Here is a 20,790-nt window from a genome sequence, read left to right on the forward strand (position 1 = left end):
AAGCAATATGGATATCAAAGTACCTGAACTACAAGGAATGATGGGTAAGGCTACGATTTCGGCAATTTACGTTAATGAGGGGGATGCCGTAGTACGAGACCAAACTTTATTTGATGTTGATTTTGATAAAGTGGTGTTGGAAGTGGTTGCTACCACTGCCGGGGTTGTTCATAGCTTTAGTGCCAAGCAAGGAGATTTAGCTATATCAGATCAAGTGGTGATGCAACTGAGAGAAAAAGTCGCTGGTGAGCAAACAACATCAGAACAATGACTCTTACAGTTGAACTCGTCGAGCAGGATTAACTGCTCGGCGTGTTTATTGATGTTTGAAAAACTAATTATGTTTATTAACTAAAGTGCATTATAAGGCGGGTTTAATTGGCGCTTTTGAAACGCTAGAATCGCAGTATTTTTGATTATACCGTCTTCAATATTAATCGCGCGACGGATGGTTTCATCTTTTTGCCATTGTGCCTTGCCTGCTAATACTGTAGGTAAGTATACAATCATGGCGGCTGAGATTGAACGTGTTGCGCTTTCCCATAAATAACTAGGTGTATGATCAACCGCGTAATAATCAACGGTTTTATAGCGAAACATCGGATTTGCAAATGTGGTAGGTTTAGCAAAAAAGAACCCCATACCTTCGTCACAGCTTACATCTATAATTAAACTATTTGCTTTTAGGCAGTCCGCTTCAGATTCAATAACAAAATTAACTGGGTTTGCAGTTTCTTGAAAAGTGCCATTGACGATAATATCGGCTTCGCTAATGAGCTCCGTTAGTGGCCGTTGCGTACCATCGTGTTCAACCACCATCATCCGTGCTTCATCGTGTTGGCCTTGGCGAACTTTAACGTAATGGCAGTCGAGGATCTCTTCGCGTACTTCGTGATCGGGGCGCTGGATGCAAATCGTAATATCTCTAAAACCATGGGCTTTGAGTGCATAAATTGCACCGCGACTAACAGCACCAAAACTAAAGATGATGGTTTTACGCTGATCACCATAATGTCCATCAATACCTTTGAGCTGCAGTGCGTGTAACACCGCACAGTAGCCGGCCATTTCGTTATTTTTATAAAAAGTATGACGACCAACATTGCCTTGCGGCGACCATACAAACATATCTTCAAACGCAATGAGAGTGAGTTTTCTATCAAGTGCAGCTTGGGTTATTTCGCGTTGTTGTACGCAATGTACGTAGCCCCAAAGGGTTCCACCTTCACGTAACTCCTGTAAATCAGCAAGCACCGGTTTGGCGATGATCACGGTGCCTATTTTGGTTAAAATATCACTGCGACTTGCAACACCACCGGTTAATGCGGCTATTTGCGCATCGCTCACATTAAAAGCTTCGCCGTAGCCTTGTTCAAAGATCAGTTGTTTTCTAAGTTGTTCTGGAATGCGCTTAAGGTGGTCTGGGTGGATAGGGTAACGTCGTTCATCTGTCTTGCGTGACGTACCAATTACGCCAATAGTTAATTCACTCATGCTATCGCCTTGTTTAAAGTATGCTGAGTTCATAAACGAATGATGCTACTTCGCCAACAAACTGTGGGCTGTTTTACAGGCAAGCGAAACACTTGACTGTAAACAATGGTCTCAGTAAAGGGTTTTGTTATTTACTAAATTAGTATTTTTAATATAAAGCGGTTTTAAATCAGGTGGTTAACTTGCATAGAATGACAAGTCGGAAGTAAATATGACATAGCCGCGATTGGCTTCTGCGTATTAGCATTTGAGTATAACAGTAAAACAGTGGCGCATGCGGTTAACACAGCAATAAGAAAATTAAACAAGTACAATGACTGTGGTGTATTTTGTGATGAAAGGACTCGATACAGCGAGTCCTACTTTTTCTAGCAGCTTACTTTTCTGCAGAATATGGGTCTTCAGCCATTAGGTAGGCTCTCAAATCTGCTTTTTGCGGTTGTGCATTAAGCCATGTTCTGAGTTCTTTCACTTTTGTATAAGTGTCTGCGCCGAATTTATCAGCATATATGTCACTAAAGTTTTGCTTGGTACTTTGCTCTCTAATTTGGTTTTGCCATTGCTGTGTTACTACTGCATTCAATGTACCAGCTAAGCCTTCTTCTTTTAGTAATTCCCATTCACCTGCATCTAACCAGATCCCACCTACTGGTGCGCTGTAATCAATACGGTGGTCAGTTGCTGATGAAATACGAAACTTACGCATAATGACTCCCGATACTGGGCAAATTAACGCTTTTTTAGTGTCTTTAGCGTCGGCTTCGAATGAGATATTGTCAGCAAATGCAAAGTTTGGGTTACGCTCTTTCCAAGCTGCAAAGTCTTCGATTAGTATCCAGTGGCCATTACAGTGCGTGCATGTGTGCGAACGAAATTGACCTTCAATAAAACTCGGTTTAAGTAACCCTTTACCACAACTTGTACAATTCATAGTATCCCTTAATTATTGCTATTTATTATTAATAATAACAATGATGTTACCGTATTTTTAGAATCAATAACAAAGCTTTGTTCTGTTTAACTGCAAATTTTAGCTAGCGCGTTGACTCTTCGTTTTTATTGCGTTTGCAACGCTGCGAGCAGTAAATAACGTTATCCCAGTCGCGCTGCCATTTTTTACGCCAAGCAAAATCACGTTTGCAAGTGGGGCAGGTTTTTTGCGGTAAAGTTAGTTTTTTATGAGCCATTGTGATGGTTTGTCTTGGTACTTTTTGTTCTAGGGACGATGCTTACATGCTTTTTTAAAATCGCAGGAATAGCGCGCTTAACCTCAATACGTTCGCGATATTGCCAAAGCCGTTCTCTCGCTTCTTTAGACGCTTTGGTTAAATCAATCATCGGTGCAGGGTAATCGTCACCTAGTTTAAAGTCGTTAAATAATGCTTCCATGGGTGTTTGCTCCCAAGGTTCATGCAAGTATTCTACAGGCAGCTTTTCAAGCTCTGGGCACCATTTTTTTATAAATTCACCGCTCGGGTCTTGATCCTCAGATTGTTTAATCGGGTTGTAATGTCTAATAGTATTAATGCCCGTAACCGATGCTTGCATTTGTATTTGCGGGTAGTGGATCCCCGGTTCAAAGTCTAAAAAATAGTTAGCCAACGGCAGGCTTGCATGTTGCCAGCTGATGTTTAAATGATGCGTAACAAAACTAACTAACATAGCGCGCATTCTAAAATTAATATAACCGGTGGCTTTTAAACAGCGCATACAGGCATCAATAATAGGAATACCGGTTTGCCCCTGTGCCCAGCGTTCAATATCGCTAGTAACTTGTGCGTCATCACGATATGGAAATGCATGGTACCCCGGATTTAATGCTTTAAATTCCATGCTGCATTCGCTTTCAAACTTTTGCATAAAATGGCAATGCCAGTGCAGGCGAGATACAAATGCAGCAAGCGGGCGCTGCCAACCTTTTTTATCAGCATGAGTGCTATGGTATGCGTCAATCGCCATTTGATACACTTGCCTCAGGCTGATATTTCCCCACGCTAAATAGGGCGATAGCCTAGAGCAATGAGTACGGCTTAAACTAGGGCTAGATATTCCTTTTTGATAACCCTTACCGCGTTCAGCAAAAAAACTTTGCATTACTTCACGGGCAAGTCGTGGGCCCCCATGCTGAAAATATTCATTATCTTGCGTATAGGCACTAGGCAGCTTGGGTGTTTTATAGTCAGTAAGGGTGAGTGGCTTTATTTGCTTCCAATTAGGTATAGCAATAGGTGCTTGCATGGTTTGTTGCCAGCGTTCGTTCCAATTGTGGCGATTTTTTTTGCCACGTATCACAGCCCCGGTTGGCGACTCTAACCAGTTAATATGGTGGTGTTGGCACCATGTTTTAATGGTTTTATCACGTTCAAAAGTGTTGTTTAGCCCTATTTCTTGATGGCTAAACATGTTTGTGATTGCAAACTGCGAGTGAAGCGATTCAAGCAGGGTTTGCATGTCTTCATTAAATATATACACGCGGCTATTAAAGCGAGCTAGTTGGGTATTTAAATCAACAATTGATTGATAGACAAAGCGCCAATGCCGCTCGTTGTAATGCCCATCGTCAAGCAGTAAAGGTTCAAAGTTATAAATTAATAGTGTGGGCAGGCCATTACTAAACGCATTTTTTAAAGGCTGATGATCGCTTAGGCGTAAGTCACGTTTAAACCAGACTATGTTTATTTTTTCTTTCATACTGGTGATATCAAAACCGTATCGTTTATAAATAATTAGGCATAAATGGTTTTATACGTATTAAATGTAAAAGTAGTTTAAAAGCGATTTTGTTAGACGACTAAAACTAAAAATATGAGTTTTAGTCGTTAGTATAGAGGTTACAAATAGGCTGGTTGATTGTAAGTGCTCAGGCAGACAGGTCTTGCTGCGTTGGTAAAGCGTCGAATGCACCAAACTTTGCGACAGTTGAGGCGCCACACTTAGTTGCAAAGTTGATTGCTTTTAATACGTTTTCAAAATTATTGGCCCAATCAGTAAATTCGTTTTTATCACTTACTAGCGAAGCTACTTGGTATAAAAAACCGCCTACAAAAGCATCACCGGCAGCTGTGGTATCTACGACATTCGCTAGTGGACAAGGATATGTACCACTAAATGAGCATGAGGAAAATGTAATTGGCTCGCCACCATCAGTCATTAAAACCAATGACACGCCATTGTCTACCCAGCTTTTTATTGTGGTTTCAATATGCTCAATGCCATACAGGGCTATCAGCTCATCTTTACTTGCTTTAATAACATCAACCGTTTTAGCTATATCATTAATAATGGATGGGGCTGTAAGTGGTTCATCCCAAAAGGCAGGTCGAAAATTAATATCAAAGCATGTAACCGAGTCTGCTTCTTTAAAGTGTTTTAGTGCATTTAACGTAGTATTTAATATGTGAGCCTTAGCTAAAGAGCCTGAGCAAAAGCTCACTATTTTAGGGGCTGCAAATAAAGAGGGGGTTAAATCGGAAATCTGCAAATCATAATGCGCGGCGTCTTTATCGTAAAAATCAAATGTACGTTCACCGCTTTCATCTAATGAGACAAAGGCTAGTGCAGTTTTACCCTTTTTAGAAAAGCTAACATGTGATGTTTTAACATTATGTGTATCGAGTGCCTTTATTAAAAAACGACCAAACGGATCATCGCCTACCTTACCAAGCAGTGAGCTCAAACCGCCTAACTTTGCTACGGCGACAGCTACATTTGCGGGCGCACCTCCTGCAAATTGAGTGAATCCTGGCTCGCTGTTTAATACTGTTTTATCTATACAATCATTTGAGAGTAAATCAATTAAGGCTTCACCAATTGCAACTACTTCCATTACGTTATTCCTATAAAAATTGTCAGGGTATCGTCTCGTTTTAAACGATACCTTTGGTTAAATCTAAGCCTTGACCACCAAGACAGTTATTGATTTTGGTGTCAAAAAATACGTCGCTTTATGTATCTTCTCGAATCAAGCCAGCTAACTTAGCTGGGTTAATGGCATTGATAGATTCACTCTTTTTTGACCAGATGTACCCGTTACGATTATGTGCCCAAATCCTAAACCATTTTTTGCTTTTGTTGCGTGTGATTAAAAACTTGCTGTTTTATCAACCCGCCTCACCAGTTTGGGCAAATTTGTAAATAGAATGTAGAGAACTAAAAGTAATAAATCAACTATTATTACTTATTTTTTTGTACAAGTTTATGGAGTTATTTAATTGAATTTATTTGCGGGTAATCCAGGATATTAAAGCGCCGGCGAATAGCGCCGGCTGCTTGATAAATTTATTGGAAGCTAGTTGTGGGAAAGGCTGACGTTATCTTGAGAAAAGTTTATAATTAACGGTAGGTTAGCGCAACCTATTGATTGAGCTTTAGCACCAATAGAGCCGCTTTGTACGGCACAGCGATAAATGCCACGATGATCGGCTTGGCTTAATTTTGACTTTGTTGCTAATACTATTTTCTCTCTTACATTGATAGGGATTGCACCATCAATCACAATGGCTTCAAAATCAAAAATAGCCAGTGAGCACAGTGCTGCATAGGCAAGGCCATCTGCAACTTGATCTATCCATTTATCTAAAACAGGGCCTAAATCTCCCCAATATTCTTTTGAACTCCACACTATGTCGGTATTGTAGCCATCATCTTTAAGCATTTTTTCAAGGATATACAGCGAAGACTGCATGATCAGCTGTTGCGATGTTAGTTGGCCTTCACTATTGAGTACAGGCCTTGGTAATGAGCCAATAGCTCCCGCATTGCCTTTTTTACCGGTAAATAAGGTTTCATTTATAACGACTCCACCACCAATAAAAGTGCCAATAAAAATGTATAAAAAATCGGTAAAGCGAGCTGGGTTGCCAAAGCTCAGCTCTGCTGAGCATGCTGCGGTATCATCATTACATACATAGACAGGAAGAGAGATGATCTGATTGATTCTTTGTTTAAAATCGAAAGACTTCCACTCATTCATTACTTTCTTTGGTGCGCCAGCTTCTTCAGTCCAATTCCAAATTTCAAAAGGAGTTGCAACACCAATACCTAGAATACGCTCGGCTAACTCGTCACTTAAGCTCATTTTAAGTACGCTGATACCTTTTTCTAGAAAAGTGAGCAGACTATTTACAGTAGGGTAGGCACAGTATTCATTTAAGGTTGCGCGAATATTTCCGACCAAGTCAATTAAGGTTAAATCATAACTTCGGCGACCAACTTTTAAGCCGATGCCAAAAGCACCATCAGGATTTAAGGCAAACGGAATCGTGGGTTGGCCAACACGGCCACGCTGTGGCTCTTTTCTTATTAATAACGACTCGGCTTCCAAGCTATTGATAATAACTGTAACGGCTTGTGCAGAAAGACCCGTTTTTTGTGCTATCTCGGCTTTTGGCGCACTCCCTTGTTGACGAATTAAAGACATAATTCGACGTTCATTGTGAGCACGCAAGCCAGATTGGCTTCGGCCTTCTTGTGAGACGAGTCGAGGGTTTTTAGCTTTGATAATGATTCCTGTCTAATCTGTTATTGTCTTGAATAACTTAACTAATTGTACACTGAGCGGACATACTTGGCGACAGCATTGGTTTTATTACTGTGCTGATCATTTAATATTAAATTAACGACAGAGTACAATTAAGTATTGTTAAATGTAATAAATAACTATAGTTGATTTATTGACGAGGTGATATTTACCTGTTTAAATGCTTTACTCAAAGTTAACAACTGAGACATGGCAATGACCACACACACACATACAAAAACACCTCTTGTCTCTAAGGAGATGGTGGTTCCCTTTATTTTGCTTGTACTTTGCTTTGCAGCATGGGGTGCTGCAGCAAATATGACTGATCCGTTAGTTAAAGTATTTAGTAAAATATTTACTATGTCTTCAGTGCAATCGGCACTTGTACAGTTTAGCTACTATGGCGCCTACTTTTGCTTAGCCATTCCTGCCGCTTATATAAATAAACGCTTTTCTTACAAAACGGGAGTATTGACAGGCTTAGGCATGGCTGCGATGGGGGCATTTATGTTTTATCCCGCAAGCCAAGCAATGACTTACGGCTTTTTTTTAGCCGCTTTATTTGTGTTAGCTGGTGGTCTATCTATTTTAGAAACTTCAGCAAACCCCTATGTGATGGGAATGGGAAATCAGCAAAGTGCAACCCGTAGATTAAATTTAGCGCAATCTTTCAATCCTGTTGGTACTAATATCGGTGTGTTTTTAGCCGCAACCCTTATTTTACCTAGCCTAAATATAGCTTCCTCAGATGAGCGTGCAGCTATGAGCGCTGAGCAACTAACTCAGGTAATAAAAGCAGAACTAGATGCGGTTATGGTGCCTTATGTGGGTATGGCTTGCGTACTTGTGCTTATTTGGCTGGCAATTGCATTTACTAAAACACCTAACTTTTGCAAGCAAAAAAAGGTATCTAAGCATGTCGATTTTCGTGCAACCTTTAAACGATTATTTAAAAATACACATTATCGCTTTGGCGTTATTGCGCAGTTTTTTAATGTTGCAGCGCAAACCTGTGTATGGACCTTTACCATTCAATACGTTATGGAAGCACTTGATACAAACGAAGTGACCGGTGGAACGTTTTTGCAATACAGTATGATCACTTTTCTGTTCTCTCGGTTTGTGATGACATGGCTTATGGGATTTATTAGACCAGCAAAACTATTAATGGCAACCTCTGTAATTGCGACGCTACTATGTTTATATATGGTGCAAATGCCAACTATAAGTGGCGTTTGGGCTTTAGTTTGTATATCGGCTTGTTTATCGTTAATGTTTCCCACTATTTACGCAATTTCATTACATGGTTTAGGCGATGATGCAAAGTTAGGTGCTGCCGGATTAGTAATGGCTATTTTAGGTGGAGCAATAGTACCCGTGGTACAGGCTGTATTTATTGATACCTTCAGTGTCGCTTTTTCTTATATTGTGCCAGCAGGCTGTTTTATTATTGTGGCTGGTTATGCAGCATTTGATTTAAAAACAAAAATTAGAACATTTAATAATGTTGCACCTTGCTAAAATGCACAAAACCGAGTCTTAAAGGCTCGGTTTTGTGTGCTACAACTTTTATTCTCACCACCGCTATTCTTTAAGCATTATTAACTGCTTAACGGCCAATCTGCGGCATCTAACGAGTCTATGGCGTGTACCTCATCACCTTGCCAGTGATTAATAAATTGATTATTAGCATCGTAGGTTTGGGTTTGCTTTACTAAATTGAAATGCCTACCCGAGCGAGGATCCGCGCCAACACCTGCAAGGTATTGCCAATTTCCCCAATTAGATGCCACGTCGTAATCAATCAGTTGTTGTTCAAAATAAGCAGCGCCAAAGCGCCAATCTAGCTTGAGCTCGTTTACCAAGCAGCTTGCAACTAATTGCCGGCCACGATTTGACATATAGCCGGTTTTATTCAGCTGTTTCATACATGCATTGACAATGGGATACGGTGTTGTGCCTGTGCACCATTGCTTAAATCGCTGTGGGTAAAAACTGGTTAGTGGCTTACGCTTTGTAATTCCGGCAAAAGAAAATAACTTATTGCCATAACGCAGGCTGTATAGTTGAAAGTATTCACGCCACAGTAATTCAAAATAAATCCAGTAAGTTGAGTCGTTTGCGCCATGAATGTGCTCATAATTACGCAAAGCGTTGACTATTTGCCGAGCACTAATGCAGCCATTAGCAAGCCAAGGAGAAAACTTGGTTGAGTTTTCAATACCAGCTAAAGCGTTGCGAGTTTCTTTGTAGGTAGATGGATTAGCACTTGAAAAGTAATCAGCTAGATGATCAGTCGCACTTTGTTCACCACCTGCGAATAACGCTCGTTCTTTACTGACATTAGGCAATGTAGTTGGCCAAGGCATTGGAGCAATTAAAGGTCTGGCTATGTACTCTGGAGGATCTAAAAGTGTATTTATAGTGGGCGTTGTTTGCTCAATTAGCTTTCTGAATTGACTAAATGTTGCTGGCAGTTCATTAACACTAAAAGGAAGTTGCTGGTTGCCATATAAGGTAAATGTATTAGCTTGTTTAATAACAAGATCAGCATGATTTTTCGCTACATTGAGTAGCGTTTGCTGCTCATCGTAACCAATTTGTTCACTGCAATATAGAGTACGCACGTTGTGATGGTGATAATAATGTTCAATCATCTCATGAGCAGCTTGATGGTAGATCACTAAATGTTGCCCATAGTCTTTCAGAGTATTGTTTAACTGTTGTAAAGATTGCGCTAAAAACTGCCAGCGATGTTGTCCCATTGATTGGCAATCATGGTGATTGCTTTTAAACCATTGAGGGTCAATACAATATACAAAGCTAAGTGCTGTATCTTGCTTTGCAGCAAGAGAGATTAATGCGTTATCGCTTAGTCGTAAATCGTTAGTAAACCAGTACAAAGAGTGTGTCATAGTAATAAAGCGTTTTTTCATTTACTTTGTCTTTAATACGTAACAAAGTGAAAAGGCGTTTAGTTTAATGAGTTTAAATTTAATGAGGTGATGATGTATTTTGATTTAACTGATCCTGACGAGCAAAAAGGGGCATACAGTAAATTGGTTGGTGGGATCACGCCAAGGCCTATCGCGTGGATAAGTACGTTAAGTAGTGATGGCGTGGCGAATATTGCGCCGTATTCATTTTTTACCGTGGCAAGTGTTAATCCACCGGTGTTGAGTGTGACTCAGGTAAATCCAGCTGAGAATCAAAACAAGGATACCTTAAACAATTTACTGGCCACAAAAGAGTGCGTTATCAATGTGGTCAGTCATAATCTGGTGGAGCAAATGAATCAAAGCTGCGGTAATTTTTCTTCGCAAACTAGTGAATTTACGGCTGTGGGGATCGCATCATGTGCAAGTCAATCAGTAACTCCATTGGGGGCGGCGGCAGCTAAGGTTCGTTATGAATGTAGCTTACGTGACGTGGTCACTATTTCTGAACAAGCAGGTGGCGGGCAAATGATGTTATTAAATGTAGTTGGTATTTATATTGATGAAAGTGTACTTGTTAACGGCTATATTGACCCAAGAGCTTTAAATACCGTTGGTAAAATGGGCGGAGATTACTTTACGACAACGCATGATTTATTTAGCTTGGCTAGGCCAGAGATTAACTGAAATTTTACGTTATTTTATGTTTATACCTTTTACGTATAGTAAAAAACGTGTAGTAAAAAGCCAAGTAATAATTACTTGGCTTATATACGGTTAATTTTTTAGCTTAGTTGAGTGCCATAGTGAGAGATATCTCAGCATTCATTAATTTTGAGATAGGGCAGCCTTGTTTGGTTTGCTCGCACAGTTTTTTAAATTCTGATTCAGCAATACCGGCAATTTTTGCCTCTACACTTAAGGCTATATGACTAACCTCAAAGCCATCCTCCACTTCATCTAAACTAACCACTGCACTGGTGGTGATATCATCAGCAACGTAATTTGCTTCAGTTAACGCAAGTGATAGCGCCATACTAAAGCAAGCACTGTGCGCCGCAGCTATTAGTTCTTCTGGGTTAGTGCCCGCTTTATCTTCAAAGCGCGTATTAAAACCATAGGGCTGATTATTTAAAGCGCCGCTTTCGGTGCTAATTTGACCTTTACCAGATTTAATATCGCCAGACCAATGTGATTGTGCAGATTTCTTAATCGTCATACTCATCTCCTTTGTAATAATTTCGCTAACTGTGAAAAGATTTCACCTTTGCATAGCGAAATGGGCGGTTTATAGAGAGTGTTGCAACATAAGCACCAAGTTTACAAAAGTATTGAATGTTGAGTTACACGGATCCACTGACGATAAGAATGTGTAATAAATGAAATCAGCATGGCTAACTAAAAAGCGGTCCTTACTGACCGCTTGTTTATCAAAAAATTAAAGTGCCGATACGTAATCTGAAATTTCTTTACTAGCGGCGTTTTTGCTGTCATCACCACCTGGCATATTTAGGCCTTCAGCATAAATAAAGTCCACATCTTTGATGCCTAAAAATGCAAAAAAGTCTTTTAGATACTTAGTTTGCGTGTCCATATCAGTACCTAAGTACATACCGCCACGAGCAGCAAGAATAACTACTTTAGTATTTTCAACTAACCCAACTGGGCCTGTTTCAGTGTATTTAAACGTAATGCCAGCGCGAGCAACACGATCGATCCACGCTTTTAATGTAGATGGAATACCAAAGTTATACATAGGGATGCCCATCACGATGAGTTTATTATTTTGCAGCTCAGTGACCAACTCATCAGAAATAGCAGCCAGTTTGTTTTGCTCATCGCTACGCTCTGAAGGCTCTGTCATCCATGCGCCCATTTCAGCTTGAGTTAGGTGTGGTAATGGGTTTTCGGCAACATCACGACGAGTCACTGCAATGTCAGTTTTTTGTGTAAGCTCAGCAATGAACTGTTCACTAAGCTGATGTGAATTACCGTTTTCACCGTTGAGTGATGAGTTGATTAATAATACGTTCTTCATAGCCGTTCCTTTAATTGTAAATTACTAATAAGAGCATATCCTTTTATATTACAAATTAACAATGCAATTTAATGGCTTAACCATTCGATTTAAGAGAATGTTTTAGTTTGCTGCTGAGTGGTTTTTGGTTATCAAATTGCGCTGTTGTTTTGCTACGACTGAAATGATGGCGATTACACTCTGCGATATTTGTTTGTCGTCGCCTTTTACTATTCTCTAAGTTAGCATCGAGATGGCGCATTAAGCTTGCTACGTATATAAAGGTTAAAAAATGTAATTGTAACTTTATTAATTATTTAAATAAGATTAAGCTCAAGGCACTAATACAATAAGCAATAACAACAATAAAAAGGAAGTTTAGTGATTGATATAATTAAACATACACCGCTGTGGGTGTTCGCGTTATTTGCCGGCCTGATTGTGCTTGGTGTCAAACAAACCCGAACAAGAGAGGTCACGTTACGCAGTGTTTGTGTGTTACCTGTCGCAATGGCTGGCCTGTCAGTTTTTGGGGTGTACTCCGCATTTTCTGGTGTAATTGCATTAGCAGTTTGGTTTGTGTGTTTAGTACTTGGTTGGGCAGTCGCTCGTCAATTCGGTTTGCCAAAGGGAGTGCGCTACATAAGTGAGCAGCATGTGTTTCATATACCTGGTAGCAAAGTACCATTTATACTAATAATGGCCATTTTCTTTACTAAATATTGTGTTGGAGTGATGTTGGCAATACAACTAGCAGTTACGCAAAGTACAGAATTTATGGTTATTGTCAGCGCGATTTACGGTATTTTAAGTGGCATATTCTTAGCTCGCGGCTTACAGATCCTGCAGGCGCGAAATAACCAAATAGATTTACAGCCAGCATAAGTAACAGCGCGGTTAGTCATACTAATCGCGCTGTTAGGTTTTCGTTAAAAGTCGCTTTTACTGTGGCGCTCGGCTAGTTGCTCATCTTCTGGGCCCCAAGTCCGGTTAACTCTGCGACCACGCTTTACTGCAGGGCGGCGTTCAATCTGTTTTGCCCAGCGCATCACGTGGGTATATGATTCAACATCTAAAAACTCGGCGGCGTCGTATAAATATCCCAATACCAGCGAGCCATACCATGGCCAAATAGCAATATCTGCGATTGAATAGTCACTACCAGCCATGTAATCATGATCACTTAAATGGCGGTTTAATACATCTAGCTGGCGTTTAACTTCCATCGTAAATCGGTCAATAGGATATTGCATTTTGTGTGGTGCATAGGCATAGAAATGACCAAAACCACCGCCTAAATAAGGTGCTGATCCCATTTGCCAAAATAACCAGTTACGGCATTCGGTTTTACTGGTGTGGTCGCTTGGCACTAGCGCATCAAACTTCTCTGCTAAGTATTGTAAAATAGCACCTGACTCAAACACTCGCGTTATAGGGGTCGTACTGTGATCCATCAGCGCTGGAATTTTTGAATTAGGGTTAACACCCACAAAGCCTGAGCCAAATTGATCGCCATCGCCGATTTTAATTAAAAACGCATCATATTCGGCTTCAGTGATACCAAGCTCTAACAGTTCTTCAAGCATGATGGTGACTTTTTGGCCATTAGGGGTTGCCAGTGAGTAAAGCTGAAGAGGGTGCTCACCAACGGGTAAATCTTGCTGGTGCGTAGCGCCTGCAATTGGTCGATTTATTTTTGCCCAGTCACCGCCACTTTCCGCGTCCCACTGCCATACTTTAGGCGGGATATAGTTTTCGCTGTTACTCATCAAAACTCCTTAAACGTTGGTTACTTTAATTAAGGTTACGAACAACCCATCCTAGTTGATCATTTAGAGCAAGGGAAGCAAAGATAACTTTCATGAGTAATATGAAGATCATTTAGATGATGCAATGTTTATGTTGTCTCCGTTACTCAGCTTTAAATTACGACATTTAATCTTTGAGCCACTGAATACTTTCTATGAATTTGAACGACAATTGCGTTACCACATATCAATGAGTAATGTTATTAAATATGAGCTAAGCAGAGCTGCAGAGCTCATTCGTACAACTACGACCATCCCTTGATTGAGCATGACCACCAAAGCACTGATCACGCCGTTGTATTAGTGACAATGACGCTGAGATCATAAGGTATAATATAAACTGCCACGCCACGTAATAAGCATATCGTGTGTTTATTGGTTTACATCGCGGCTATTTTTTAAGTGTTTTTTGTATAATTAGAAGATAAACCTGCAACTACTTAACTCTATTTAATGGAGTAAACAAAAGTGTATTAATGCCACTTTATTTTATCCGGTTTAAGAATTGAAGACTCTACTTTTATTTGCTCGAGGTTGATCAATTGCTGCGTTTTTTCAGTGATGGCTACAAATAAATTATCATCGTAACAATCAATGTCGCTTAGTCCTACCCAAGCATTTCTTGTTGATTCTTTCGCTGCATACAAACAGTGATCGGCAATATCTACAACTCGTTCCCAATTTAAACTTTCGGGATTATTTATTGAAAAAGGAAAACTAGCATAGCCAATTGAGCATGTTTTTTTGATAATAGTTCCGTCATCTATGACAAAATTATGCATTTCAAACGATGCTCTTAATCTTTCCGCAAGTAGCGGTGCATTTTTTCGGTCGGTAAAGCGGGCAACTACTAAAAACTCTTCACCTCCCCACCTCACAAGATAGTCGGTATTTCTAAAAACGTGTTTTAAAATAGGTTTAATTTGCATTAATACGCTATCACCTGCGGCATGACCATAAAGATCATTTATTTGTTTAAAGTGATCTAGGTCGATTATAAAAAAGATTAAGTCTGATTCACTATGATTTTCAATATCATTATTTTGATCATGAGTGCGATATTTTCGTAGCACTAAGTCAATGTCTGTTTGCAAATTATTAGCGACGAATCGTCTGTTATTTAATCCTGTGAGTTCGTCGGTTACAGTAATTTTAGCTAATTCGTCATTCGCTTTTTGTAAACCTAGTGTCCGTTCAGCCACTTTAATTTCTAATTGCTCATTTAGCTTCTTTATAAATATGACTTTTTTGCGTTGTGCGCGCACAAATAACCAAATAATGAACAGGAGTAACGTGCAATAAAATGAGTATGCCCACCATGATAGCCATGGCGGTGGTAATACAGTGACTTTAAGGGCTACTCCTTTTTCGTTCCAAATGCCATATGGATTGCTGGCTTTAACGCGTAAAATATAATTGCCGGTTGGTAAATTGGTATATGTTGCGCGGCGGTTTTTATAAGTAGTTGTGATCCACTTTTCATTAAAACCTTCCATTTTATAGGCATATTGATTCTTTTTGGGATTGGAAAAATGCAGTGTACTAAATTCAAATGTTACAAGGTTTTGTTGATGAGTTAAGGTGATTGCAGAAGTGGAGTGAATTGGTTTTTCTAAAGAATAGCTACTATTAGGCGTGTTTTTAATTATGTCTGATTTTTTATCTAATGGCACTACATTGCTGATAGGTACGGATTGGTTAGATAGTAACATATCAGTAATAACAACCTTTGGTTGTTGGGTATCACTGATTATTTTATCGGGGAAAAAACGATTAAAACCATTGATCCCGCCAAAAAATAATTCACCGCGTTTATTTTTAAATGATGCATCAGCATTAAACTCGTTACTTTGTAATCCATCATCCATATTGTAATTTTTAAATGTTTTTGTATTAAAATCAAAGTTAGATAAACCAAGATTTGTGCTCAGCCAAAGACTGCCTTTATTGTCTTCTTCAATCCTATAAATAACGTTATTAGGTAGGCCATCTTTTTTCAGAAAACGAGTGAATTTACCGGTAGTTTTGTTGAATAAGTTAAGGCCACTGGCGGTACCTATCCAAATATTTCCCTTTCGATCTTCGGTAATCGCGTAGACAGTGTCATTACTTAAGCTGCTAGGATCTGTTGGCTGATGTTTGTAATTAATAAATTTTTCGGTGTTTGGATTAAAAACATTAAGGCCCTTCCAAGTCCCTAGCAAAAGATCACCTTGTTGATCTTCAGTGATCACCCGAATACTGTCATTACTTATGCTATTAGGGTTATCTGCTTGATAGCGATAATGAGTAAATTGCTCCGTAATTGGATTAAAGCGATTAAGACCTTTCCACGTGGCAAACCAAAGATCGCCATGCTGGTCTTCAGTAATGGCACTAACCGCATTATCACTTAGGCTGTTAGCATTGCTAGGATCATGACGATAGTGAGTAAATTCCCCTGTCATTGGATTAAAACGATTAAGGGCATTACCATCAGTGCCTATCCAAAGATTATTTTGGCGATCTTCAGTGATGGCATAGACTTTATCGTCGCTCAAACTGTTGGGATCATCTTCATTATAACGGTAATGAGAGAACTGCTCGGTGACGGAATCAAAGCGATTCAAACCGCCTCCCCAAGTTCCTACCCACAGTATGCCTCGACTGTCTTCGGTAATAGCGCGTATTATATTATTACTTAAACTGTTGGGTTTATTAGCTTGATGATGGTAGTGAGCAAATTGTTTAGTAAGTGAGTTTAAGCGATTAAGTCCGCCGCCATCGGTTCCTATCCAAAGATTACCCTGTTGGTCATAAGTGATGGCTCGAATATTGTCATTACTTAAACTATTTAGGTTTGTTGTCTGATTGCGATAGTGGGTAAATTTTTGGGTTTTTAAGTTGAGATAATTGAGTCCACCACCTAAAGTTCCTAACCAAAGGTTACCTTCTTGATCTGCGGTAATGGCTGCTATTTCATTATGGCTCAGACTCTTGGGCACAGTTGCATTATGGATATAGCGAGTAAATTTATCGTAAGTGATATTAAAATAATTAAGGCCGCCACCCTTTGTTCCTACCCATAGGTTACCTTGTTTATCTTCAAGAATGGCACTGACAGCATTATTACTTATACTATTAGGGTTTGTTGCTTGGTGTTTGTAATGAGTAAATTGTTCAGTGATAGGATTAAAACGATTTAAGCCGCCACTCCACGTGCCTACCCATAGGTTTCCTTGTTGATCTTCAGTAATAACACTAACAGCATCATCACTTAAGCTTGCAGAGTTTGCTTGCTGATGACGATAATGAGTAAATTGTTCGGTGACAGGATTAAAACGGTTAAGGCCTCCACCGTCTGTCCCCACCCAAATATTTCCCTGTTTATCTTGCGTAACAGCATGCACGGTATCATTACTTAAACTGTTTAGATTTGTTGCTTGATGGCGATAATGCGTAAATTGTTCAGTTGTAGAGCTAAAGCGATTTAGGCCACCACCTCTGGTGCCGATCCAAAGATCGCTCTGTTGATCTTCAAAAAGAACAGTTACATAATTATTTGAGAGTGAGTGGAGATTATCTAAACTATTTTTGAAAACTTTAAACTCATAACCATCATAACGGGCCAAACCTTCTTCAGTACCAACCCATAAAAACCCTTTACGATCTTGTAACACCGCTTTCGCGCTGCTTTGAGGTAAGCCATCTTTGATAGATAGACGTTCAAAATGAACTGATGGCGAGTTAGCAAAAGCAAATGACATTGCAAATATGAGTGCTAACAAAACTATGCTCAGGTGTTTAATTATCTTTGTCAAAAATAGGACTCCGATCTACTATGTTTTATGGCTAAATAATTCTTAAAAAGAGTAATAATCAGCTAATAGCTACTCTTGATTGTAGTTATTTACCTGTTGAGCCATCGTTTACGCTAGGAAAATAGCAGCTTCGATTCATAATCATACTTTGAGAGTTATACACGAAGAAATAGTTTCTTGTTAAGGTATTGCTTTAATTATAGGTTCTATAACCGAGTGTAGTTAGTTATTAAGTAAATTTAAGTAGCTTAATCATTAAAAAGGCTCAACATTATTGGCAAAGTATAATAATTTAGCAGTATCAATATCTGATTAATAGCTAGCAAAATGCTGAAATCACTAATACAAGATTGCGGTTTCAGACTCTGGATAAAACAAACCTGCAGCTAAAGTTGGTTCCATATCGATTGATCGCCCCTAATTTACTCGAAGTTTGTTACCTGCTCAGCAATAATTATGGTTATTTTGCTGTACCGCCCACGATTATAGTTATTGCCAAGATGGTACGTATGAGCAAAGGCATATTGTTGATAATGGACTTCGTGAATGTGTAGCTGAAGTAAGCGAGGCGTAAATAGCACAACTCATGCTCGCGGTGTGCGTGTTGGCGGTAGTCCATATTCTCCAACAACATTTAGATGGGGTTATGGTTGGCCTTATCCTTTTGGATATAAAGCGCTAACCGAAATTGAGAAAGCGCAAATTGAATTAATCCGAGATAATGACGGTTAATATTTTATCTTTAACCTTGCTAACTTTAAAGCTTGTAACTTGCGCTTTTCTTATCTTGTTTTGCTAAATAATAGCCAATAAGAATACCAGCGAGTGCGCCAAACAGGTGGCTTTCAAATGACACATGGGGACGCTGTGGCAAAACACCCCAAATTAAACCACTATATAAAAATACCACCGCGACACTAATAGCAATGGCCTTAAATGACCGATGCATAATGCCGTAGCAAATTAAAAAGCCCCACAAGCCATAAAGTACACCGCTCAGGCCAACGTGAATATTAGCGCGACCAAATAGCCAAACCAGTAATCCTCCAACCACAGCAGTAAAGATAAATACAGCCCAAAACCGTTTGACGCTATATTGGCAGACTAGCCAGCCAAGCACTGCAAATGGGATTAAGTTACTAAGCAAATGTGCCCAGCCGCCATGTAAAAAAGGCGCGAAAAAAATACCCGTTAAGCCACTTAGACTGCGAGGGTAAATACCTAATCCATTTAAGTTAACGCCTGGTAAGCTATTAATAATTTGCAGTAAAACACACAATAAAATAATACCAATAAGCGTAAAGCGTTTACTGACTAGAGGGGGAATGCTCAAAGAGCTTTTTGGGTTTGCCATACATCACTTAATTTTTAAATATGTTTGACTGAGTATACCTATCCTGATGCTTAATTGAAAAGCCTTGCTGGGTTAAGCAAGGCTTTAGTTACAATATTAAAGAATTAGCCTAATTGGGTCAGCAGTTTTTGCGCTGCAAGCTCAGAGCTGGCAGGATTTTGACCGGTGATCAATAAGCCATCGACTAATGCGAGCACACCCCAATCATCCGTTTTTTGGTAATCACCGCCTTTTTTGATTAGCTCATCTTCTACCAACAATGGAACAATGTCAGTAAGTTGCACTGCGGCTTCTTCACTGTTGCTAAGGCCAGTTACTTTCTTACCTGCAACCAATGCACTGCCATCTGAATTTTTAGCATTTAAAAACACGGCACTTGCGTGGCAAACAGCTGCAACAGGTTTTTCTGTTTTGATAAAGTCTTCAATCAATGAAATTGAGTCTGTATTGTCAACTAAGTCCCATAATGGGCCATGACCGCCTGGGTAAAATACGGCGTCAAAGTCGCTGGCATTTACATCACCAAGCGCTTTTGTATTGGCCATCAATGTTTGTGCTGCACTGTCGTTATCAAAACGTTTTGTAGCATCTGTTGCGGCATCAGGTGCGGCGCTATTTGGATCAATCGGTGGTTGCCCGCCTTTTACTGATGCGAGTGTAACCTCAGCACCGGCATCAATAAATGCATAATAAGGAGCCGCAAATTCTTCAACCCAAAAGCCCGTTTTATGACCGGTATTGCCAAGCTCTGCATGAGAGGTAAGAACCATAAGTATTTTTTTAGCCATAACCATATTCCTTCTGATGATTTAAATTTTTAATTTATCTTACTAACTACTATAAGCACTAAGGTCACTTTAAACAACGATGATAAATTCAACTTTATTGGTTTAATAGTTGATACAATAAAGTAAGTCAGTATAGGAGATCTTATGAAGGTATCGTTTGAGCAACTCAAAAGTATGGTGGTATTTGCACAAATTGTAGAGCAGGGCAGTTTAACGGCGGCCGCCAAACAATTGGGGTTTACTCGTGCAGTGGCAAGTTATCACTTAAAAAAATTAGAAACCCAACTGGAAGTGACGCTGCTTAATCGTTCAACGCGAACTATGGCACTGACCGAAGCGGGGATTGCTTATTATGAGCGCTGCAGAATTATTACTGAGCAAGCTAATGCGGCTAAACAGCAAATAGAAAATATAAAAAGCGAACCACAAGGCTTACTTAAAATTAGCTGCCCGGTGAATGTCGGTATGCAGTTGGTTGTGCCTGCAATCAATGATTTTAAACGTCAGTATCCCAAAATCGATATTGATTTACAGTTAAGTGATGAAGTGATTGATATTATTAAAAATGGCTTTGATTTTGCGATTCGCGGTGTGGCGCTTAGTGACTCCAATTTACAAGCGACTAAACTCACTACGATGAGTACCTGTATTTGTGGCTCGCCAGATTATTTTGCCCATTACGGTAAACCTAAAACTTCAGCGCAATTAAGCGAACATAAATGGGTGGTGTATCAGCTCGGCAGTAAAACATTAACGCTACAAAAAGATGGTAAAAAGCATAACTTAACTATGCAAGGTGGTTTAAGGACTAATAACGCTGCGGCGCGAACTGCTTTTGTTGAAGCAGGCCATGGTATCGGGCGTATTCCACTTTACGATGCATGGCCAAAAGTTCAAGCTGGGCTATTGGAAATTGTACTCGATGACTATAAAAGTAAAGATATAGAACTTTACGGCGTATTTCCACCCGGCGGCGCCGATTCTAAGAAGTTGCGCTTATTTATCGATTATTTAAAAGATTATTTTATAAAAAGGCATACCGCATTGGGTATGCTTAAAAATGTCTAATTTA

At 39.6% G+C, this 20,790-nt stretch carries 18 protein-coding genes; 5 read left to right on the forward strand and 13 right to left on the reverse strand.

Features of this window, described 5'->3' with window-relative positions; translation table 11 throughout:
- Window positions 1-7: 7 nt before the first annotated feature.
- Window positions 8-271, forward strand: coding sequence for a biotin/lipoyl-containing protein (locus H5154_RS00465; protein WP_149980857.1), 264 nt, complete (start codon window positions 8-10; stop codon window positions 269-271).
- An 80-nt stretch (window positions 272-351) separates the two neighbouring features.
- Here H5154_RS00465 and H5154_RS00470 read toward each other — a convergent pair whose 3' ends face one another.
- From H5154_RS00470 to H5154_RS00495, 6 genes are all read right to left on the reverse strand, one after another.
- The gene (locus H5154_RS00470) at window positions 352-1,494 is read right to left on the reverse strand and encodes a N(5)-(carboxyethyl)ornithine synthase (protein ID WP_182717038.1); all 1,143 of its coding nucleotides are present in this window, start codon (window positions 1,492-1,494) and stop codon (window positions 352-354) included.
- A 376-nt stretch (window positions 1,495-1,870) separates the two neighbouring features.
- Window positions 1,871-2,425 (reverse strand): zf-TFIIB domain-containing protein, encoded by a 555-nt coding sequence (locus H5154_RS00475; protein WP_182717039.1) that lies wholly within the window; start codon window positions 2,423-2,425, stop codon window positions 1,871-1,873.
- 103 nt (window positions 2,426-2,528) lie between these two features.
- Window positions 2,529-2,681, reverse strand: a complete 153-nt coding sequence (locus tag H5154_RS00480) for a DUF2256 domain-containing protein (protein ID WP_145237463.1) — start codon at window positions 2,679-2,681, stop codon at window positions 2,529-2,531.
- Complete coding sequence (locus tag H5154_RS00485) at window positions 2,671-4,185, reverse strand: cryptochrome/deoxyribodipyrimidine photo-lyase family protein (RefSeq protein ID WP_182717040.1); 1,515 nt, start codon at window positions 4,183-4,185, stop codon at window positions 2,671-2,673. The genes H5154_RS00480 and H5154_RS00485 overlap by 11 nt, the downstream gene beginning before the upstream one ends.
- Before the next feature lie 169 nt (window positions 4,186-4,354).
- On the reverse strand, window positions 4,355-5,320 hold the full coding sequence (locus H5154_RS00490; RefSeq protein ID WP_182717041.1) for a carbohydrate kinase: 966 nt from the start codon (window positions 5,318-5,320) through the stop codon (window positions 4,355-4,357).
- 462 nt (window positions 5,321-5,782) lie between these two features.
- Window positions 5,783-6,940, reverse strand: a complete 1,158-nt coding sequence (locus H5154_RS00495; RefSeq protein WP_220491209.1) for an ROK family transcriptional regulator — start codon at window positions 6,938-6,940, stop codon at window positions 5,783-5,785.
- Between the two features lie 288 nt (window positions 6,941-7,228).
- Here H5154_RS00495 and fucP point away from each other — a divergent pair, with 288 nt between their 5' ends.
- Window positions 7,229-8,536, forward strand: a complete 1,308-nt coding sequence (gene fucP, locus H5154_RS00500; RefSeq protein WP_145237450.1) for an L-fucose:H+ symporter permease — start codon at window positions 7,229-7,231, stop codon at window positions 8,534-8,536.
- Window positions 8,537-8,616: 80 nt separating this feature from the next.
- On the opposite strand, the gene H5154_RS00505 is transcribed toward fucP, so the two are convergent.
- Window positions 8,617-9,951, reverse strand: coding sequence for a DASH family cryptochrome (locus H5154_RS00505; protein ID WP_220493340.1), 1,335 nt, complete (start codon window positions 9,949-9,951; stop codon window positions 8,617-8,619).
- A gap of 72 nt (window positions 9,952-10,023) precedes the next feature.
- Between H5154_RS00505 and H5154_RS00510 the strand changes: the two genes are divergently transcribed.
- Window positions 10,024-10,638 carry a flavin reductase family protein gene (locus H5154_RS00510; protein ID WP_182717132.1) on the forward strand — a complete coding sequence of 205 codons (615 nt, stop codon included), beginning with the start codon at window positions 10,024-10,026 and terminating at the stop codon, window positions 10,636-10,638.
- Between the two features lie 103 nt (window positions 10,639-10,741).
- Here H5154_RS00510 and H5154_RS00515 read toward each other — a convergent pair whose 3' ends face one another.
- Both H5154_RS00515 and H5154_RS00520 read right to left on the reverse strand, forming a co-directional pair.
- Window positions 10,742-11,170 carry an OsmC family protein gene (locus H5154_RS00515; protein ID WP_182717042.1) on the reverse strand — a complete coding sequence of 143 codons (429 nt, stop codon included), beginning with the start codon at window positions 11,168-11,170 and terminating at the stop codon, window positions 10,742-10,744.
- A gap of 219 nt (window positions 11,171-11,389) precedes the next feature.
- Window positions 11,390-11,989, reverse strand: a complete 600-nt coding sequence (locus H5154_RS00520; RefSeq protein WP_182717043.1) for an FMN-dependent NADH-azoreductase — start codon at window positions 11,987-11,989, stop codon at window positions 11,390-11,392.
- 360 nt (window positions 11,990-12,349) lie between these two features.
- Here H5154_RS00520 and H5154_RS00525 point away from each other — a divergent pair, with 360 nt between their 5' ends.
- Complete coding sequence (locus tag H5154_RS00525; protein WP_182717044.1) at window positions 12,350-12,853, forward strand: DUF6622 family protein; 504 nt, start codon at window positions 12,350-12,352, stop codon at window positions 12,851-12,853.
- A gap of 44 nt (window positions 12,854-12,897) precedes the next feature.
- Here the strand turns inward: H5154_RS00525 and yghU are convergent, their stop codons facing one another.
- From yghU to H5154_RS00545, 4 genes are all read right to left on the reverse strand, one after another.
- Window positions 12,898-13,737 carry a glutathione-dependent disulfide-bond oxidoreductase gene (gene yghU, locus H5154_RS00530; protein WP_182717045.1) on the reverse strand — a complete coding sequence of 280 codons (840 nt, stop codon included), beginning with the start codon at window positions 13,735-13,737 and terminating at the stop codon, window positions 12,898-12,900.
- 512 nt (window positions 13,738-14,249) lie between these two features.
- Entirely contained in the window at window positions 14,250-17,576 is a 3,327-nt protein-coding gene (locus H5154_RS00535) for a ligand-binding sensor domain-containing diguanylate cyclase (RefSeq protein ID WP_182717046.1), read from the reverse strand.
- Window positions 17,577-18,333: 757 nt separating this feature from the next.
- Entirely contained in the window at window positions 18,334-18,930 is a 597-nt protein-coding gene (locus tag H5154_RS00540; RefSeq protein ID WP_145237407.1) for a rhomboid family intramembrane serine protease, read from the reverse strand.
- A gap of 104 nt (window positions 18,931-19,034) precedes the next feature.
- A complete protein-coding gene (locus H5154_RS00545) occupies window positions 19,035-19,718 on the reverse strand; it encodes a type 1 glutamine amidotransferase domain-containing protein (protein ID WP_182717047.1) in 684 nt (227 codons plus the stop codon).
- A 144-nt stretch (window positions 19,719-19,862) separates the two neighbouring features.
- Between H5154_RS00545 and H5154_RS00550 the strand changes: the two genes are divergently transcribed.
- Window positions 19,863-20,786, forward strand: a complete 924-nt coding sequence (locus tag H5154_RS00550; RefSeq protein ID WP_182717048.1) for a LysR family transcriptional regulator — start codon at window positions 19,863-19,865, stop codon at window positions 20,784-20,786.
- The last annotated feature ends 4 nt before the right edge of the window (window positions 20,787-20,790 follow it).

Origin of the sequence: Pseudoalteromonas sp. SR44-5 (genome assembly GCF_014163675.1) — a bacterium.
Lineage (GTDB): Bacteria > Pseudomonadota > Gammaproteobacteria > Enterobacterales > Alteromonadaceae > Pseudoalteromonas > Pseudoalteromonas rhizosphaerae.

What these genes read in the sequence shown, in the direction of transcription:
- H5154_RS00465 (WP_149980857.1), top strand. Translation starts at nt 8, where the DNA reads ATGGATATCAAAGTACCTGAACTACAAGGAATGATGGGTAAGGCTACG.
- H5154_RS00470 (WP_182717038.1), bottom strand. Translation starts at nt 1,494, where the DNA reads ATGAGTGAATTAACTATTGGCGTAATTGGTACGTCACGCAAGACAGAT.
- H5154_RS00475 (WP_182717039.1), bottom strand. Translation starts at nt 2,425, where the DNA reads ATGAATTGTACAAGTTGTGGTAAAGGGTTACTTAAACCGAGTTTTATT.
- H5154_RS00480 (WP_145237463.1), bottom strand. Translation starts at nt 2,681, where the DNA reads ATGGCTCATAAAAAACTAACTTTACCGCAAAAAACCTGCCCCACTTGC.
- H5154_RS00485 (WP_182717040.1), bottom strand. Translation starts at nt 4,185, where the DNA reads ATGAAAGAAAAAATAAACATAGTCTGGTTTAAACGTGACTTACGCCTA.
- H5154_RS00490 (WP_182717041.1), bottom strand. Translation starts at nt 5,320, where the DNA reads ATGGAAGTAGTTGCAATTGGTGAAGCCTTAATTGATTTACTCTCAAAT.
- fucP (WP_145237450.1), top strand. Translation starts at nt 7,229, where the DNA reads ATGACCACACACACACATACAAAAACACCTCTTGTCTCTAAGGAGATG.
- H5154_RS00505 (WP_220493340.1), bottom strand. Translation starts at nt 9,951, where the DNA reads ATGAAAAAACGCTTTATTACTATGACACACTCTTTGTACTGGTTTACT.
- H5154_RS00510 (WP_182717132.1), top strand. Translation starts at nt 10,024, where the DNA reads ATGTATTTTGATTTAACTGATCCTGACGAGCAAAAAGGGGCATACAGT.
- H5154_RS00515 (WP_182717042.1), bottom strand. Translation starts at nt 11,170, where the DNA reads ATGACGATTAAGAAATCTGCACAATCACATTGGTCTGGCGATATTAAA.
- H5154_RS00520 (WP_182717043.1), bottom strand. Translation starts at nt 11,989, where the DNA reads ATGAAGAACGTATTATTAATCAACTCATCACTCAACGGTGAAAACGGT.
- yghU (WP_182717045.1), bottom strand. Translation starts at nt 13,737, where the DNA reads ATGAGTAACAGCGAAAACTATATCCCGCCTAAAGTATGGCAGTGGGAC.
- H5154_RS00540 (WP_145237407.1), bottom strand. Translation starts at nt 18,930, where the DNA reads ATGGCAAACCCAAAAAGCTCTTTGAGCATTCCCCCTCTAGTCAGTAAA.
- H5154_RS00545 (WP_182717047.1), bottom strand. Translation starts at nt 19,718, where the DNA reads ATGGCTAAAAAAATACTTATGGTTCTTACCTCTCATGCAGAGCTTGGC.
- H5154_RS00550 (WP_182717048.1), top strand. Translation starts at nt 19,863, where the DNA reads ATGAAGGTATCGTTTGAGCAACTCAAAAGTATGGTGGTATTTGCACAA.